The sequence below is a fragment of the Vibrio sp. B183 genome, from assembly GCF_000740665.1.
GTDB lineage: Bacteria > Pseudomonadota > Gammaproteobacteria > Enterobacterales > Vibrionaceae > Vibrio > Vibrio coralliilyticus.
In genome coordinates this window covers 42290-58000 of sequence record NZ_JPQB01000012.1, presented here as the reverse complement: position 1 = coordinate 58000, position 15711 = coordinate 42290, and the positions used below count along the sequence as shown (strand labels likewise).

Sequence of the window (15711 nt, the reverse complement as noted above, 5' to 3'; positions counted from 1 at the left end):
GCTCAATTGACAAAGCAGAGTGTACAGAAGATTAACGCTATTGGGTTTTACAGTTTTTGTAAACGACTCTGCCTAATTCTAACCGCGCATCATCGCCTTTGGTGTGTAAAGTTACCGGATTTAGAATCGGTTTTGTTCCATTATCTAGGATGTATTTTGCACCAGAACCAGATGGGACCTGAGTGAGGCGGTAGTCATGTTTAGGCAAACGTAAAAGCGCTGCTTGCTCTTCAATCAGATAGGCGACCTCAAACTGCTTGTTTGATTCACACTGGTAGGTCACGAATTGATAAGTGTCATCTGCTTCGCGCTCAATCGCTGAGTGGCTGCAACCAAATAGTGTCGTTCCAGCCAGAAACGCTAACAAAGCATTCATTTTCATCCAAACTCTCCAATAGAAAAAAGGCCGCCTCAAGCGACCTCTTTTCTCGATAATTTACTTCGCTAAGTAGGCAGGGACTTCTTTGATACTGTCCAGTACAACAGAGGCATTCGCCTCACCTTTTTCCGTAACAGGCTTGCCAGTACGTACTAAAATACGCGTACCCACTTCAGCGGCTTCTGCGGCCATCATATCCTCAGCCTTGTCGCCGACCATAACAGAATTCGCCATATCGATTTTGAGAAAGTCACGAGCCGAAATGAACATGCCAGGCTTAGGTTTGCGGCAATTGCAATCTTCTTTGTACTTACCCTGACCATGTTCCGCATGGTGTGGACAATAGTAGAAACCATCAAATTCAACGCCATGATCAACAAAGTTCCAATCCATCCACTGCGTTAGTGAAAGGAAACGATCTTCACTGAATTTACCACGAGCAATCCCAGACTGGTTGGTCACCAATACAAGCATATAGCCCATCTCTTTGAGCTTTTTCGTCGATTCAAACACGCCATCAATAAATTCAAAGTCGTGCTCGTCATGAACATATCCGTGGTCGACGTTGATTACGCCATCACGATCCAAAAAGACTGCTGGTTTCGCCAAAATTTGCTTCTCTGTCTACTATTTATTACCAGAATTATTACACGCTTTATTTCTTTCATCACTATCTAATTACTAATCTGTTTGATTGAAATAAACGTTTAGACGTCTAGCCGTAAAAATATCTATTGACACAATTAATGCAAAGCCATAGCATCCTCTACTAAATGAGAGGTAGTTCAAAATTATCTACTTTTTCCCAAAGCAGTCTGATAGCGGATTTCTCGATGATAGAAATTAATCAAGTAAACAAGGTATTTCTTCAAGGAAGCAAAGAGATACATGCCCTGAAGGACATCAACCTTCATATCCCTCAGGGGACGATATTCGGTGTAATTGGCTCATCAGGAGCAGGGAAAAGTACGCTTATTCGATGTGTCAATATGCTGGAAGCGCCAACGTCGGGCTCGATCATTGTTGACGGTATAGATCTTACCAAGCAGTCCAAATCTGAACTGAGTGAAACGCGCCGTAACATCGGCATGATCTTCCAGCATTTTAACCTGCTATCTTCACGTACTGTGTTCGATAATGTTGCTCTACCCCTAGAGCTTGCAGGCAAAGATAAGGCTCAAATCGATGAGAAAGTCACCGAGCTGCTCAAACTGGTAGGCCTCTCTGATAAACACGAAAGCTACCCTTCTAACCTGAGTGGTGGCCAAAAGCAGCGTGTGGCTATCGCACGAGCTCTGGCTTCTGATCCAAAAGTATTGCTGTGTGACGAGGCAACCAGCGCTTTGGACCCTGCGACAACGCAGTCTATTCTCGAACTGCTTAAAGAGATTAACCGTAAGCTGAATATCACTATGCTGCTCATCACCCACGAAATGGACGTGGTAAAGAGTATCTGCCATGAAGTGGCGATCATTGGTGGCGGAGAACTGGTCGAGAAAGGCACGGTAGGTGAAATCTTTGCTCACCCGAAAACAGAGCTGGCTCATGAGTTCATCCGTTCTACGCTTGATCTATCTATTCCTGATGATTATCAGGCGCGACTGCAAGAGACTCGCGTTGAAGGTAGCTACCCATTAGTTCGACTTGAGTTTACTGGTGCAACTGTAGACGCGCCACTCGTCAGCCAGATCGCGCGTAAATTTAATATTGATGTCAGCATTCTAAGCTCTGATCTTGATTACGCCGGTGGCGTTAAATTCGGCATGATGGTCGCTGAGCTGTTTGGTAACGAGCAAGATGACAACGCGGCAATCGAATTCCTCCGTGAACACAATGTAAAAGTAGAGGTACTGGGTTATGTCCTTTAACACAATTTCTGAGTGGCTGAGCCTCAACAGTAACCTTTTAATCGGTGCGACTTGGGAAACCATCTACATGGTCGCAGTGGCAGGTATTGTTGGCTTTGCCGTTGGTATCCCACTCGGCGTTATTCTTCATACAACGAAGAAAGGTGGCCTACTTGAGAACACCAAACTTAATAGCATTCTAGGCGCTGTCGTCAACGTTGGCCGCTCAGTGCCATTCCTAGTATTAATGGTTGCCATCATTCCAGTCACTAAAATTCTGGTCGGCACTTTTATTGGTACTACAGCAGCTATCGTACCGTTGACTATCGGCGCCATCCCATTTGTTGCTCGCCTTATTGAAGGTGCTTTGTTGGAAGTACCAACAGGCTTAGTGGAAGCGGCTCAATCGATGGGCGCTACTCCGATGCAAATCGTCAACAAGGTTCTGCTTCCTGAAGCAATGCCAACCATAGTCAACTCAGTCACCATCACGTTGGTCACTTTAGTCAGCTATTCAGCCATGGCCGGAACGGTTGGTGGCGGCGGCTTAGGTGATGTCGCCATTCGTTACGGCTTCCATCGCTATGATGTAGTTATCATGGCAGTAACCGTGGTGATGCTTATTGTTTTGGTACAAATCATTCAGTCTATCGGCGATGCAATTGTGCGCCGCGTCGATCACAGATAATAAATTTACAGATACAGAATAAGGAGAAAGTCATGAAATTTGGATTAAAAGGTCTACTCGCCATCGCAGCAGTTGCAACTGCACTTGTCCTATCAGGATGTGGTGAAAAACAAGCAGATACCAGCAAGATTAAAGTTGGTGTTATGGCGGGAGCTGAAGCTCAAGTAGCAGAAGTCGCAGCTAAAGTTGCAAAAGAAAAATACGGTCTGGATGTAGAGCTAGTGACTTTCACAGATTACGTAACGCCAAACGCAGCTCTGGATGATGGCTCTATCGACATCAACGCGTTCCAGCATAAACCATACCTAGATCAGCAAGTGACTGACCGTGGTTACAAGCTAACGATTGCGGGCAATACGTTTGTTTACCCTATCGCTGGTTACTCTAAGCAAGTAAAATCGGTTGATGAAATTCAAGATGGTGCACGTATCGCAGTGCCAAACGATCCAACCAACTTAGGTCGTTCTCTACTGCTTCTTGAACAACAAGGCCTGCTTAAACTACGTGACGGCGTTGGCCTACTGGCAACTGTACGTGATATCGCAGAGAACCCAAAAAACATCACCATTGTTGAGCTAGATGCCGCTCAGCTTCCTCGTTCTCTTGACGATGTAGCTCTGTCTATCATCAACACGACTTACGCAAGCTCAATTGACCTGACACCACAAAAAGATGGCGTCTTTGTTGAAGACAAAGAGTCTCCATACGTAAACCTGATTGTTGCGCGTGAAGATAACGTCAAAGCTGAAAACGTACAAAACTTTGTTAAGTCTTACCAGACAGACGAAGTATACACAGCCGCTTCAGACATCTTTAAAGGTGGCGTAGTTAAAGGTTGGTAATCACTTACTCGCCGAATTAAACAAGGGCTGACGTTACTGCGTCAGCCCTTTTTCTTTCAGCTTTTTGATTATTGTTCAAAGGAATTTCTCAATCAGCACTTCATCTATGTACTGACCTTGCACATAAGCGTGCTTCTTTGCCGTCCCTATCACTTCAAAGCCCTGATTAAGATACGCCGCTAACGCCGTTGGATTATCTTCTCTAACGTAAGCAAACAGCTTTTCGTATCCCTTATTTCTTGCCGCTGCAAACGTCTCAGCAAATAGACGACTGGCGATCTTCATCCCTCGAAACTGCCCATCCACATAGGTACCGATAATTCCTACATGGGCAAAGGCCTGAGTATAGGACGCGAACGGCTCTACATTCTGAAACCCTAGCACCTGTTGATTCTCTGATACTGCAACATTAAAGACGCCTCGCTCAGGAAACTGGCGTATAAAGTCCTGCTCTTGGGCAAGTGAAAACGGGGTATCAATCACGGTAAATTTGCCTTGCTCAATGATTGGGTTTAATACACCACGAACACCATCAGCATCCTCGATTTTGACTTCTCTAATTGTTACTTCCATTGGCTCTCTCATCCCCCTTATCCACTAGATATCGCAAGTTGTACGGTCTCAGGTCTACTCACAATACCAAAAACAAAAAACCGGAGCACTGGGCTCCGGTTTTGTCGTTCGATAATACGTTATGGTGTGTAGTAAGTTGCTGCGCCAGGACCAACTGGCAAGCCAAATACGAATACCCATAGATAGAACAGTAGACTCCAACCCACGATAAAGCAGATTGAGTAAGGCAACATGGTCGCAATCAGCGTACCAATACCAAGGTTCTTCATGTAGCGCGATGCAACGGCCAGAATCAGACCAAAGTAGCTCATCATTGGTGTAATGATGTTGGTCGTTGAGTCACCGATACGGTATGCCGCTTGAATCGTTTCAGGCGCGTAACCGACTAGCATCAGCATAGGTACGAAGATTGGTGCAGTCACAGCCCATTGTGCAGAAGCTGAACCGATCATCAGGTTGATGAAACCACACATCAGAATGAAGGCGAAGAACAACATAGGGCCAGTCAAACCAATGCTCTGTAGGAAGTCTGCACCTGCTACCGCGAACACCTGACCAAAGTTAGTCCACTTGAAGAACGCGACAAATTGAGCCGCGAAGAACACCAGTACAATGTACATACCCATTGAAGACATTGACTTAGACATCGCGTCAATCACGTCGCGATCATTCTTCATTGTGCCAATTACCTTACCGTAAACAAGGCCAGGGATAGCAAAGAAGACAAAGATGAAAGCAACGATACTTTTCAGGAATGGAGACCCCGCAACCGTGCCTGCGTCTGAACGAAGAATTCCATCTGCTGGAACGATTGTCCAAGCAAGTAGAGCAGAAACCGCAAGTACCGCTAGGCCAGCCATTTTCAGACCTTTCTTCTCAACGTCTGTCAGCTTGCCCATTGAATCGTTGGACAAATCTTCTGACGCTTCTTCTTCGTTGTATTTACCTAATTTAGGCTCAACGATTTTCTCCGTTACGAAGGCACCCATACCAGCGATGAAGAAAGTAGAAACAAACATGAAGTACCAGTTAACTTCTGGGCCAACCGTGTAAGTCGGGTCGATCATTTGTGCTGCAGTTTCTGTAATACCAGAAAGCAGTGGATCAACGGTACCGATTAGTAAGTTTGCTGAATAGCCGCCCGATACACCTGCAAATGCAGCTGCCAGACCCGCAAGAGGGTGACGACCTAAAGAGTGGAACAGCATAGCCGCTAGTGGGATAAGTACCACATAGCCTAGCTCAGATGCCGTATTAGAAATGATACCAGCAAATACTACCGTGACAGTGACCATGCTCTTCGAAGCACCCATCACCAAACCACGCATTGCAGCAGACAGTAGACCTGAATATTCAGCAACCGCGACACCTAGTAGTGCAACTAATACAGTGCCCAATGGCGCAAAGCCGACAAAGTTTTTAACCAGATTGGTAACAATCAACTCAAGACCATCAGCATTTAATAAGCTGACAACCTGAATCATACCGTCAGCCGCACGACCAGGTGCGCCTTCCGGACGAGGGTCTGCCACCGCCACTTCAAAGTAACCAGCAATACCGGAAGCTACTAATATAGCAACACAGAAGATGGCGAAAAGTGTGATCGGGTGGGGTAACAGGTTCCCCAAATATTCGACTGTATCTAAGAAGCGCGTAAATATCGGCCTCTTAGGCGAGTTTTGTTTAATCGAAGCAGATGAACTCATCTGTTCCCTCCTTGTAGTTATTCCTGCGCGTCATTGTGACGAGCTGCCACAAAACTCGCGCAGGTTACTCGACAAAGAGGTCAATTAGAAATCGAAAATGTAATAAAGTGTTATCCAGATCATTATATTTAACGCTAAAAAAACAAAAAACCAGCAGTTTCATCCACATATATAACAATCATTAGAATTATAAATTACATAGAATCATAGAAATTTATAATGCATTCGCTATTTTTGGACAGCTTTGAATCTGGGATTAGTTTTACATATTACGTATAACCGCCCTCTTCTTTTTACAATCTGACAATCAGGGTGGCGGCTCTTGGCACTTTTCAGAGACTTCACGACTTTCATTTACTTACCTCCTTTCGAGAATTGACCAAATCGACGCTTGAAGTTAGCTACTCGACCTTCCTGATGAATAACACGCTGTTTGCCGGTATAGAAAGGATGGGATTTTGATGAAACTTCAATCGTGAAGTACGGATACGTCTTGCCATCTTTCCACTCGATCGTGCGTTGTGTTTGCAGCGTTGAGCCAATCAAGAAGTATTCATCAATACTTGTGTCATGAAAAACGACGGTTCTGTAATCAGGGTGAATATTAGGTTGCATAATTACCTCTCCATTAACTGTTATGTTATAACATAATAAATGATAATCATTATCAAAAGGTTTTACTACCCTTTTTGTGATACTTTTTGCGAATCACTGTATTTGAGAGAAAACAAATGTATTCTGTGGAGCCGATTGGTTTTATTGAAAGTCCTTATAAAGAGAAGTTTGCCGTACCAAGGCAGCCTAGACTGGTGCCTGAGGCAAAAGCGAGACTTCGTTTAGTGGGCGACGCAAATTGTGCAGAAGCAATCAGAGGCATCGAGCAGTTTAGCCACCTATGGCTGTTGTTTATGTTCGATCAGCATTTGCAGGCCGGATGGAAACCGACAGTACGCCCACCAAGGCTGGGCGGAAACGAACGCATTGGCGTGTTCGCATCACGCTCGACATTCAGGCCAAATGGGATTGGCATGTCTGCGGTCGAGCTTAAAGGCGTATCACAGTGTGGTGACCAATTTTATATCGAGCTTGGAAGTGTTGACTTAGTTGATGGTACTCCTGTTATCGACGTCAAACCTTACGTCGAATACTCAGATGCCATTATTGACAGCAGTAGTGGTTATGCCGACGAAGCGCCATCCACCTCAGAAGTCATATTCACCGATAGCGCGTTAGCGACGCTCAGCCCCCTTCCTGACAGCCAACACATCTCTTTGGTTATTGAACAAGTACTGGCTCAAGATCCTCGTCCCGCTTATAAGAAAAACAAGCCGGACAATAAGGAATACGCGGTAAATCTATTCGATCTGAACGTGAAATTTCGTGTTGAAGGCAACTTAGTGACGGTTACGAACATTGAACGCTTTTGACAAAGCCAATTGGCTGATATTATAGGCGGCTAACTATTTTCCCTTGATGGGATCTCTTTACTCGAGCTCGTTCTGGCTAGAGTATCTAACTTAAATAAACGGATAAATTTAATGCGTACCAGTAATTATCTTCTTTCTACTCTGAAGGAGACTCCAAACGACGCAGAAGTAGTGAGCCACCAGCTCATGCTACGTGCAGGTATGATCCGTAAGCTGGCTTCAGGTCTATACACCTGGCTACCTACCGGTCTACGTGTACTGCGTAAAGTCGAAAACATCGTTCGTCAGGAAATCGACAATGCAGGCGCAGTCGAAACTTTGATGCCCGTTGTTCAGCCGTTTGAACTATGGGAAGAGACAGGCCGCAGCGAAAAGATGGGTCCTGAGCTACTTCGCTTTACTGACCGTCATACTCGTCCGTTTGTTCTTAGCCCTACCGCTGAAGAAGTCATCACTAGCCTTGTGCGCAATGAAGTAAGCTCTTACAAGCAGTTACCGCTAAACCTGTACCAAATTCAAACTAAGTTCCGTGATGAGCGCCGCCCACGTTTCGGCGTAATGCGTGCACGTGAATTCTGCATGATGGATGCGTACAGCTTTGATATCGATAAAGAAGGTCTGCAGAAGTCTTACGATGCGATGCACGATGCTTACTGTAAAGCGTTTGACCGCATGGGTCTTGAGTACCGTCCGGTACTGGCTGACTCTGGCGCAATCGGCGGCAGCGGTTCTCAAGAGTTCCACGTACTAGCAGAAAGCGGTGAAGATCTGATTGCATTCTCTACTGAATCGGATTACGCAGCGAACATCGAAAAAGCTGAAGCGCTAGCTCTGGCTGACGAAGCTGCTGCTCCAACTCAAGAGATGGAACTTGTTGATACACCAAACGCGAAAACCATCGCAGAGTTAGTCGAGCAACACAGTCTAGCAGTTGAGAAAACCGTTAAGACTCTATTTGTTAAGGCGTCTGATGAAGTTGAAGCTGACCTAATTGCGCTTATCATCCGTGGCGACCACGAACTGAACGAAGTGAAAGCGGAAAACCTTCCTCAAGTTGCAGCTCCTCTAGAGATGGCAACAGAAGAAGAGATCCGTGGTCTAATCGGTGCTGGCCCTGGCTCACTAGGCCCTGTGGGTCTTGAACTGCCATTCATCGTTGATCGCTCTGTAGCAGTCATGAGTGACTTTGGCGCGGGCGCTAACATTGACGGCAAACACTACTTCGGTATCAACTGGGGTCGTGATGTTGAGCTAAGCCAAGTTGAAGATTTGCGTAACGTAGTTGAAGGCGATCCAAGCCCTTGTGGTAAAGGTACTATCGCACTAAAACGTGGTATCGAAGTGGGTCATATCTTCCAGCTAGGTAACGTTTACTCACAAGCCATGAACTGTGGAGTTCTTGGTCCAGACGGTAAGAACGTTATTCTAGAGATGGGTTGTTACGGCATCGGTGTTTCCCGTGTTGTTGCTTCTGCGATTGAGCAAAATCATGACAAGTACGGCATCATCTGGCCAGACGCACTAGCACCTTTCCAAGTGGCTATCGTTCCTATGAACATGCACAAGTCAGAAGAAGTAAAAGAAGCGGCTGAGAAGCTGTATGCTGAATTGACGGCTATGGGTATCGAAGTGCTATTCGATGACCGTAAAGAGCGCCCAGGTGTTATGTTCTCTGATATGGAACTTATCGGTATCCCTCACACTATCGTGATCGGCGATCGTTCGATGAAAGAAGGAAACTTTGAGTACAAGAACCGCCGCACTGGTGACAAGACACCTGTTGCGATGGCTGACATCGTTGAACACATTAAAGCTCAACTGGCTTAAGTTGATTAACGCTTAAAAACAGAAAGGCTGATGCATTGCATCAGCCTTTTTTACTTGGAGTTTCCATCAAGCCCAATCTGTTGTCTCACTCCAACGGCTCAGTTGGCGCCTGACTTTCGACCTTTTTCGGAGCAAATGGTACATCAATGAGCTCATCGGCATTGCCATCGATAATCTCACCAAAATGTAAAATGCCAAATTCCCCTGGCTTCATTCGATGCCACTCTTCATTATCAGTTAGCGGCTGCGTCGCGATAACTGAAACCACGTCATTGGGTGTCGTTTCTTCCTGAAAATTAATCTCGACGTCTTCATCAATTAAAGAAGCTTTACCAAATGGAGCACGACGAGTAATCCAGTAGAGATGGTTGGTACAATACGTCATGACATATTCACCATCTGACAACAGCATGTTGAACACCCCTTTACTTTTCAGGGTTTCACAACATTTCGCCACAAAGCGGAACACACCTATCATATCCTGAGGCGGTTCTGGGAATCGGTCTTCCATCTGCTTAAGCAACCAACAGAAAGCCAATTCACTGTCTGTCTGGCCTACAGGTCGATGACGCCCCGTATGCAGATCCTGATAATCAGACAGCTGACCATTGTGAGCAAAAGTCCAATAGCGTCCCCACAATTCTCGGGTAAATGGATGAGTGTTCTCTAGATTGACGCCACCACGATTCGCCTGACGAATATGGCTGACTATTGCGCAGCTTTTGATCGGATAATTCTGAACCAATTCAGCAATTTTAGACTTGCAGCTTGGGTTCGGATCTTTAAACGTCCGAAAACCTTTACCTTCATAGAAAGTGATCCCCCAGCCATCGCGATGAGGGCCGGTATTGCCACCACGCTGCATCAAGCCAGTAAAACTGAAACAAATGTCTGTCGGTACATTGGCGCTCATTCCGAGCAATTCACACATGGTTTATAAAACTCCCTTGCACTACCTAAGTGCCAGCTTAAACAACACTGGCACTTGCTAAACCAGTTTGAAAATTACTTTTCCATTTCCTTTTCGATCAACTGAATCACAATGTGGATGATCTTAATGTGGATCTCTTGAATTCGGTCAGCGTAACCAAAATGAGGAACACGAATTTCGATATCCGCTAAGCCCGCCATTTTACCGCCATCTTTGCCAGTCAGAGCAATCGTCTTCATGCCTTTTGCCTGAGCAGCTTCAATCGCTTTAAGAATGTTGCCAGAGTTGCCCGATGTCGACAGACCAAACAGAACATCGCCTTTCGCACCAACCGCTTCTACGTAACGAGAGAAAACATACTCGTAACCAAAGTCGTTACTTACACAAGATAGGTGGCTTGGATCTGAGATAGCGATACCTGGCAAACCCGGGCGATTTTCACGGTAACGACCCGTCAGCTCTTCAGCGAAGTGCATGGCATCACAGTGTGAGCCACCGTTACCACAAGAAAGCACCTTGCCACCCTGCTTAAATGAGTCAGCGAGCATCTTCGCCGCCGCTTCAATTTGTGCGATGTTACTTTCATCACTAAGGAATTTATTTAGTACGTCAGCAGCTTCGGTTAGTTCGTTTTTAATCAGATCCTGGTACATAGGTTTTTCTCTAATTATTTTGTATGAAAAAGGCCGACGCTTATCGTCGCCAAGGTTATAGTCAGAGTTTACTCAAACAATTCTCACTGTCGATAGCTGCCCGCAAACAATTGCGTCTTTATTCCGTTTCTGCACCATCAAAAAGCGCTCGCCTCTTCATTTTTAGAATTTTCACTCTACCAAGATCACTTTTTGAACACATTTGGGTTTTACATTTCTTTAATATTTTGATTACACTTTAACTGGTTGGACCTCTTACTAGATAACGGCGTAATCTGAATATCAAGCGCCGAACAAGGAACATTAACTATGGACATCTTGCTCTCTATACTTGGATTTGCTGCAGTTCTGGCGATCTGTCTCTATCATCGCACTTCGCTGGTGAAGTCGATTGCTGCCCTTACCGCCACACTGGCAGTGCTTTCTATACTTGGCACCGCAGGCTCACTCAGCTGGATTCTTTTCATCGCAGCCACTGCGGTAATCGCGATTCCTTCCGTTCGCCAATCTCTGATCAGTCAAAAAGCGCTGACTTTATTTAAAAAAGTCTTACCAGCGATGTCGCAAACGGAAAAAGAAGCTCTCGATGCTGGTACTGTTTGGTGGGAAGCCGAGCTGTTCAAAGGCAAGCCAGACTGGAAAAAACTGCATGCAATTCAAAACCCTCAGCTCACTGCCGAGGAACAAGCGTTTCTTGACGGTCCAGTAAACGAGGTTTGCGCAATGGTGAATGATTACCAAGTGACGCACGAACTGGCAGATTTACCCCCTGAAGTCTGGCAGTACCTCAAAGACAACAAGTTCTTCGCCATGATAATCAAAAAGAAATACGGTGGTTTAGAGTTTTCTGCTTATGCCCAGTCCTTAGTACTACAGAAATTGACCGGCGTGTCTGGCGTTCTTTCTTCTACCGTTGGTGTACCTAACTCTTTAGGCCCAGGTGAATTACTTCAACATTACGGTACTACAGATCAAAAAGATTACTACCTACCTCGCCTTGCAGAAGGTAAAGAAATCCCTTGTTTCGCCCTAACCAGCCCTGAAGCTGGCTCTGATGCAGGTTCAATCCCTGACTTCGGTGTGGTGTGTAAAGGCAAGTGGGAAGGCAAAGAAGTCCTAGGTATGCGCTTAACCTGGAACAAGCGTTACATTACTTTAGCGCCCGTTGCTACGGTTCTGGGCCTTGCCTTTAAACTGCGTGACCCTGAAGGCCTACTTGGTGAACAGGAAGAGCTGGGCATCACCTGTGCTCTGATTCCTACCCATCTTAAAGGTGTTGAGATTGGTAACCGCCATTTCCCACTGAACGTTCCTTTCCAAAACGGACCAACTCGTGGTGAAGACTTGTTTGTTCCACTCGACTTCATCATCGGTGGCCCTAAGATGGCTGGCCAAGGCTGGCGTATGCTGGTTGAATGCCTGTCAGTTGGCCGTGGTATTACACTTCCTTCTAACTCTACAGGTGGTATTAAAACGGCAGCGCTCGCTACAGGGGCTTATGCTCGTATTCGCCGCCAGTTCAAACAGCCAATCGGTCAGATGGAAGGTGTGGAAGAGCCATTAGCACGTCTGGGCGGTAACGCCTACGTCATGGATGCAGCCAGTAACCTAACTGTCGCAGGTATTGATTTGGGCGAAAAACCTTCCGTTATCTCCGCGATTGTAAAATACCACTGTACCCACCGAGGTCAGCAGAGCATCATCGATGCCATGGACATTGTGGGCGGTAAAGGTATCTGTATGGGGCCTTCGAACTTCCTAGCACGTGGCTACCAAGGCGCACCTATTGCTGTAACCGTTGAAGGGGCAAACATCTTAACCCGCTCAATGATCATCTATGGTCAAGGCGCTATCCGTTGCCATCCTTACGTTCTTGAAGAAATGAATGCGGCTTATTCAGACGCTTCTGATGCACTAGATAAGTTTGACGCAGCACTTGCAGGCCACGTCAGCTTCACAATGAGTAACCTGGTACGCAGCTTCTGGCTAGGTCTCACTGATGGTCGTTTCTCATCCGCACCAGTCAAAGACACTACTACTCGCTACTACCAGCAGCTCAACCGCTACAGTGCGAACATTGCATTCCTGTCAGATATTTCAATGGCCGTATTAGGTGGTTCGCTGAAACGTAAAGAGCGTTTATCAGCACGTTTGGGTGATATTCTCAGCCAGCTTTATCTCAGCTCAGCAACACTCAAACGTTATGAGAGCGATGGCCGTATCGCCGACGATCTTCCACTGGTTCACTGGGGATTACAAGATAGCCTGAAGCAGACAGAAGAAGCGATTGATGAATTCCTTGCTAACTTCCCGAACAAATGGCTGGGCAAAGTACTACGCGTGATGATCTTGCCATTTGGTCGAGTGCGTAAAGCGCCAAGCGATAAGGTTGATAGCCAAGTTGCTCAGATTCTTCAAACACCGTCAGCGACACGTGATCGATTGGGTCGCAACCAATACTTCCAGGCGAGCGAGTTCAATGCCGCAGGTAAGATTGAAGAGGCACTACACATCATTCTTGAAGCTGAGCCGGTATTTAAGAAGGTCTGTAAAGCCATCAACGAGCGACGTCCATTCCTACGTCTCGATTTAATCGCAGATATTGGCTTAGAAAAAGGCATTATCGATTCTGCGGATGCACAACTACTGCACAAAGCAGAAGAGCATCGCTTATATGCCATTAACGTGGATGATTTTGACCCAAAGGACTTAGCTGCCAAGCCGCTAGAGATAACACCTCAGATGGATGAAGTGGCGTAAAGTTCACACTGACTAAAAAGGGCTGCCGAGTTGGCAGCCCTTTTTTGAGGTAACCTCGAATCCTATTTCTTCGGCATTTCCAATTGCATTTCAGGCATCATTTCTTTTTTAGCTCTTAACTTACGCATCACAAACCAAACCGCTAAACCAAGAATAATCATCACAACATTTCCGACCCCAATCATAATGAAGGTTCGAGTGCGTTTTTCTTCTCGCATTTGAATCAAACGCATTTCTTCCATCAGCTTCTGTTGCATCATGCGTTCTTCTTCCTGCAGTCGACGCGTTTCTGCAAAATCAATTTCTTCAAGCACACTATAAGTACGTTCTTTGATTGGAAACGCCAGTGGGCGGCCGGAGCCCATTTCAGTCGCAAACACCTGCCCCATCCAAGAATAATTGCCGATTTCGCCGTTATAAGGGATGGTCAGTACCACTTTTTCTGATTCTTCTGAGGCGCTTTCCGCCGCCGAGATTTCGCTATTATCTGGAGACTTGTGCTCAATCTGGGCTGCCAAACTGCCCGGCTGAATCATCCCCTGCTCCCCAGAGAAAACCACTTGGTGATCTTTCCCTTCTTCTCGGCTTTGAATAAAAGTGGTTTCAATCGGTGTTGGATAAATCAGCACTTCCTGCTCCTGAGCACGGAGGAACACACCATTGCCTGATGTAATGCGTACACGATATTTGCCCGGTTCTGGGGATATGTTCAAAGAAACAGTAAATACACCATCCCCTGCCACTTCATCCAACCCACGGCCATCATCAGCAAACTCACCAATCGTGTAGGGAATTGGTCTTGCTTCCTTGATCAGTTCCTCTTCGTTTTCTACATACTTGGTAAAAGTGACCATCAGCTTGACTCGTTCAAGGAAGTCTCTGAGCACCAAAGGTTTGCCATCCGCCGTCAAGCGAGCGGTAAATTTAATTTCTTCATTTTGAAATAGCCGTGTCGGCATGGTATCCGTCGACAATTCAAGGTGGGAGATAAGAATGATTTTATTCTTAGGTGTGATTTTGCCTATTGCCTGCCAAGGACCGGGCATGGGATTGTCAATCGAGATGATGTCCATGGACGATTCTTGATACCAACGGACATTGTCTGGGCTGCGCCACGCATAGTACTTTTTACCATCTGGGCGCACCAGAACGACCGGACGTGAGCGCTCCGCACGATAGATAACAAAGGTAATTTGCTTGATGGTTGGGTCGACTCGAAAACGATTGTCGAGCAGCGACATTGAGGACTCCTCAGCATAACCAAAGGTACTGACTAACAAGCCCAGCAGGGCAAACCAAATCCTCAACATTCCTTCTCCTGCTGACGCCAGAGACAGCTTCCGCTCTTCTCCACCAGATCCAATCGATTTTGATGTGCTTCTAGTTCATCGGCCGTTGCACGGATAACCTTTAGCGATTTTCGCCCACCAGCAGCCCGTTTTATTGATTCACCTCCCACATTACCTTCTGCACTGCCCGGGTTAAATTGCAGTGATGTCTGGCCACCTGTCATTAACAGGTAAACGTCGGCCAGTATCTCCGCATCGAGCAAAGCGCCATGGAGGGTACGGTGAGAGTTATCTATACCGTAGCGGTCACACAAGACGTCAAGGTTGTTTCGTTTGCCGGGGAAGATTTTCTTCGCCATGGCAAGCGTATCGGTCACCTTACAGTAATCGTCGGTTTTACCAATTGTAGGATCGAGCATACCAAACTCGTAATCCATAAAGCCGGTATCGAAGGGCGCGTTGTGAGCGACCAATTCAGCGCCTTTAATAAACTCGATAAATTCCTTATGGACATCCTGATACTCAGGTTTGTCGACCAGAAACTCGTCAGTGATACCGTGAACTTCGACCGCATCAGGCTGAATTTCACGATCGGGTTTAATGTAAACGTGAAAATGACGTCCGGTCAGTTTACGGTTGATGATTTCCACCGCACCGATTTCGATAATACGGTGCCCCTGATAATGAGGGCCGCCTTCACGGTTCATACCTGTGGTTTCGGTATCGAGTACCACGATGCGATTGTGGTTGGAATTGTTGCTGGTATTCATAACAAATTGTGTGTCAGAC

16 protein-coding genes are annotated in these 15711 nt (G+C 46.2%); 6 read left to right on the top strand and 10 right to left on the bottom strand.

Going from position 1 to position 15711, the window contains the following annotated elements; genetic code table 11:
- Positions 1–37: 37 nt before the first annotated feature.
- A complete protein-coding gene (locus tag IX95_RS13190) occupies positions 38–376 on the bottom strand; it encodes an MliC family protein (RefSeq protein WP_038160950.1) in 339 nt (112 codons plus the stop codon).
- 60 nt (positions 377–436) lie between these two features.
- A complete protein-coding gene (gene gmhB, locus IX95_RS13185) occupies positions 437–988 on the bottom strand; it encodes a D-glycero-beta-D-manno-heptose 1,7-bisphosphate 7-phosphatase (RefSeq protein ID WP_038160795.1) in 552 nt (183 codons plus the stop codon).
- Between the two features lie 224 nt (positions 989–1212).
- Between gmhB and metN the strand changes: the two genes are divergently transcribed.
- From metN to IX95_RS13170, 3 genes are read left to right on the top strand one after another with little or no spacing between them, the layout of a single operon-like run.
- Positions 1213–2247 (top strand): methionine ABC transporter ATP-binding protein MetN, encoded by a 1035-nt coding sequence (gene metN / locus IX95_RS13180; protein ID WP_019276472.1) that lies wholly within the window; start codon positions 1213–1215, stop codon positions 2245–2247.
- On the top strand, positions 2237–2914 hold the full coding sequence (locus IX95_RS13175; RefSeq protein WP_038160793.1) for a methionine ABC transporter permease: 678 nt from the start codon (positions 2237–2239) through the stop codon (positions 2912–2914). The genes metN and IX95_RS13175 overlap by 11 nt, the downstream gene beginning before the upstream one ends.
- Before the next feature lie 32 nt (positions 2915–2946).
- The gene (locus IX95_RS13170; protein WP_038160789.1) at positions 2947–3756 is read left to right on the top strand and encodes a MetQ/NlpA family lipoprotein; all 810 of its coding nucleotides are present in this window, start codon (positions 2947–2949) and stop codon (positions 3754–3756) included.
- Positions 3757–3831: 75 nt separating this feature from the next.
- Here IX95_RS13170 and IX95_RS13165 read toward each other — a convergent pair whose 3' ends face one another.
- The 4 genes from IX95_RS13165 to IX95_RS13150 form a co-directional block, all read right to left on the bottom strand.
- Positions 3832–4329, bottom strand: a complete 498-nt coding sequence (locus IX95_RS13165) for a GNAT family N-acetyltransferase (RefSeq protein WP_038160948.1) — start codon at positions 4327–4329, stop codon at positions 3832–3834.
- 119 nt (positions 4330–4448) lie between these two features.
- Positions 4449–6035, bottom strand: coding sequence for an AbgT family transporter (locus IX95_RS13160; protein WP_038160786.1), 1587 nt, complete (start codon positions 6033–6035; stop codon positions 4449–4451).
- A gap of 228 nt (positions 6036–6263) precedes the next feature.
- Entirely contained in the window at positions 6264–6389 is a 126-nt protein-coding gene (gene ykgO / locus IX95_RS13155; protein WP_005380299.1) for a type B 50S ribosomal protein L36, read from the bottom strand.
- Positions 6390–6650 carry a type B 50S ribosomal protein L31 gene (locus IX95_RS13150; protein WP_038160780.1) on the bottom strand — a complete coding sequence of 87 codons (261 nt, stop codon included), beginning with the start codon at positions 6648–6650 and terminating at the stop codon, positions 6390–6392.
- Between the two features lie 116 nt (positions 6651–6766).
- On the opposite strand from IX95_RS13150, the gene tsaA reads away from it, so the two are divergent.
- On the top strand, positions 6767–7462 hold the full coding sequence (gene tsaA, locus IX95_RS13145) for a tRNA (N6-threonylcarbamoyladenosine(37)-N6)-methyltransferase TrmO (RefSeq protein ID WP_038160777.1): 696 nt from the start codon (positions 6767–6769) through the stop codon (positions 7460–7462).
- A gap of 111 nt (positions 7463–7573) precedes the next feature.
- Positions 7574–9289 (top strand): proline--tRNA ligase, encoded by a 1716-nt coding sequence (locus IX95_RS13140; protein ID WP_038160773.1) that lies wholly within the window; start codon positions 7574–7576, stop codon positions 9287–9289.
- A gap of 85 nt (positions 9290–9374) precedes the next feature.
- Here IX95_RS13140 and IX95_RS13135 read toward each other — a convergent pair whose 3' ends face one another.
- Together IX95_RS13135 and lpcA are read right to left on the bottom strand one after the other, a co-directional pair.
- Entirely contained in the window at positions 9375–10220 is an 846-nt protein-coding gene (locus tag IX95_RS13135; RefSeq protein ID WP_019276467.1) for a class II glutamine amidotransferase, read from the bottom strand.
- Between the two features lie 74 nt (positions 10221–10294).
- Positions 10295–10873, bottom strand: a complete 579-nt coding sequence (gene lpcA, locus IX95_RS13130; RefSeq protein ID WP_006957880.1) for a D-sedoheptulose 7-phosphate isomerase — start codon at positions 10871–10873, stop codon at positions 10295–10297.
- 309 nt (positions 10874–11182) lie between these two features.
- Here lpcA and fadE point away from each other — a divergent pair, with 309 nt between their 5' ends.
- Positions 11183–13633 carry an acyl-CoA dehydrogenase FadE gene (fadE, locus tag IX95_RS13125; RefSeq protein ID WP_038160770.1) on the top strand — a complete coding sequence of 817 codons (2451 nt, stop codon included), beginning with the start codon at positions 11183–11185 and terminating at the stop codon, positions 13631–13633.
- Positions 13634–13695: 62 nt separating this feature from the next.
- Here the strand turns inward: fadE and IX95_RS13120 are convergent, their stop codons facing one another.
- Both IX95_RS13120 and dnaQ read right to left on the bottom strand, forming a co-directional pair.
- Positions 13696–14943, bottom strand: a complete 1248-nt coding sequence (locus IX95_RS13120; RefSeq protein WP_038160767.1) for a TIGR03503 family protein — start codon at positions 14941–14943, stop codon at positions 13696–13698.
- On the bottom strand, positions 14937–15692 hold the full coding sequence (gene dnaQ / locus IX95_RS13115; RefSeq protein ID WP_038160764.1) for a DNA polymerase III subunit epsilon: 756 nt from the start codon (positions 15690–15692) through the stop codon (positions 14937–14939). Before dnaQ ends, IX95_RS13120 begins: the two co-directional genes overlap by 7 nt.
- Positions 15693–15711: the final 19 nt, after the last annotated feature.

Coding starts and splice junctions, on each gene's coding strand:
- IX95_RS13190 (WP_038160950.1), bottom strand. CDS start 376: ATGAATGCTTTGTTAGCGTTTCTGGCTGGAACGACACTATTTGGTTGC.
- metN (WP_019276472.1), top strand. CDS start 1,213: ATGATAGAAATTAATCAAGTAAACAAGGTATTTCTTCAAGGAAGCAAA.
- IX95_RS13175 (WP_038160793.1), top strand. CDS start 2,237: ATGTCCTTTAACACAATTTCTGAGTGGCTGAGCCTCAACAGTAACCTT.
- IX95_RS13170 (WP_038160789.1), top strand. CDS start 2,947: ATGAAATTTGGATTAAAAGGTCTACTCGCCATCGCAGCAGTTGCAACT.
- IX95_RS13165 (WP_038160948.1), bottom strand. CDS start 4,329: ATGGAAGTAACAATTAGAGAAGTCAAAATCGAGGATGCTGATGGTGTT.
- IX95_RS13160 (WP_038160786.1), bottom strand. CDS start 6,035: ATGAGTTCATCTGCTTCGATTAAACAAAACTCGCCTAAGAGGCCGATA.
- ykgO (WP_005380299.1), bottom strand. CDS start 6,389: ATGAAAGTCGTGAAGTCTCTGAAAAGTGCCAAGAGCCGCCACCCTGAT.
- IX95_RS13150 (WP_038160780.1), bottom strand. CDS start 6,650: ATGCAACCTAATATTCACCCTGATTACAGAACCGTCGTTTTTCATGAC.
- tsaA (WP_038160777.1), top strand. CDS start 6,767: ATGTATTCTGTGGAGCCGATTGGTTTTATTGAAAGTCCTTATAAAGAG.
- IX95_RS13140 (WP_038160773.1), top strand. CDS start 7,574: ATGCGTACCAGTAATTATCTTCTTTCTACTCTGAAGGAGACTCCAAAC.
- IX95_RS13135 (WP_019276467.1), bottom strand. CDS start 10,220: ATGTGTGAATTGCTCGGAATGAGCGCCAATGTACCGACAGACATTTGT.
- lpcA (WP_006957880.1), bottom strand. CDS start 10,873: ATGTACCAGGATCTGATTAAAAACGAACTAACCGAAGCTGCTGACGTA.
- fadE (WP_038160770.1), top strand. CDS start 11,183: ATGGACATCTTGCTCTCTATACTTGGATTTGCTGCAGTTCTGGCGATC.
- IX95_RS13120 (WP_038160767.1), bottom strand. CDS start 14,943: ATGTTGAGGATTTGGTTTGCCCTGCTGGGCTTGTTAGTCAGTACCTTT.
- dnaQ (WP_038160764.1), bottom strand. CDS start 15,692: ATGAATACCAGCAACAATTCCAACCACAATCGCATCGTGGTACTCGAT.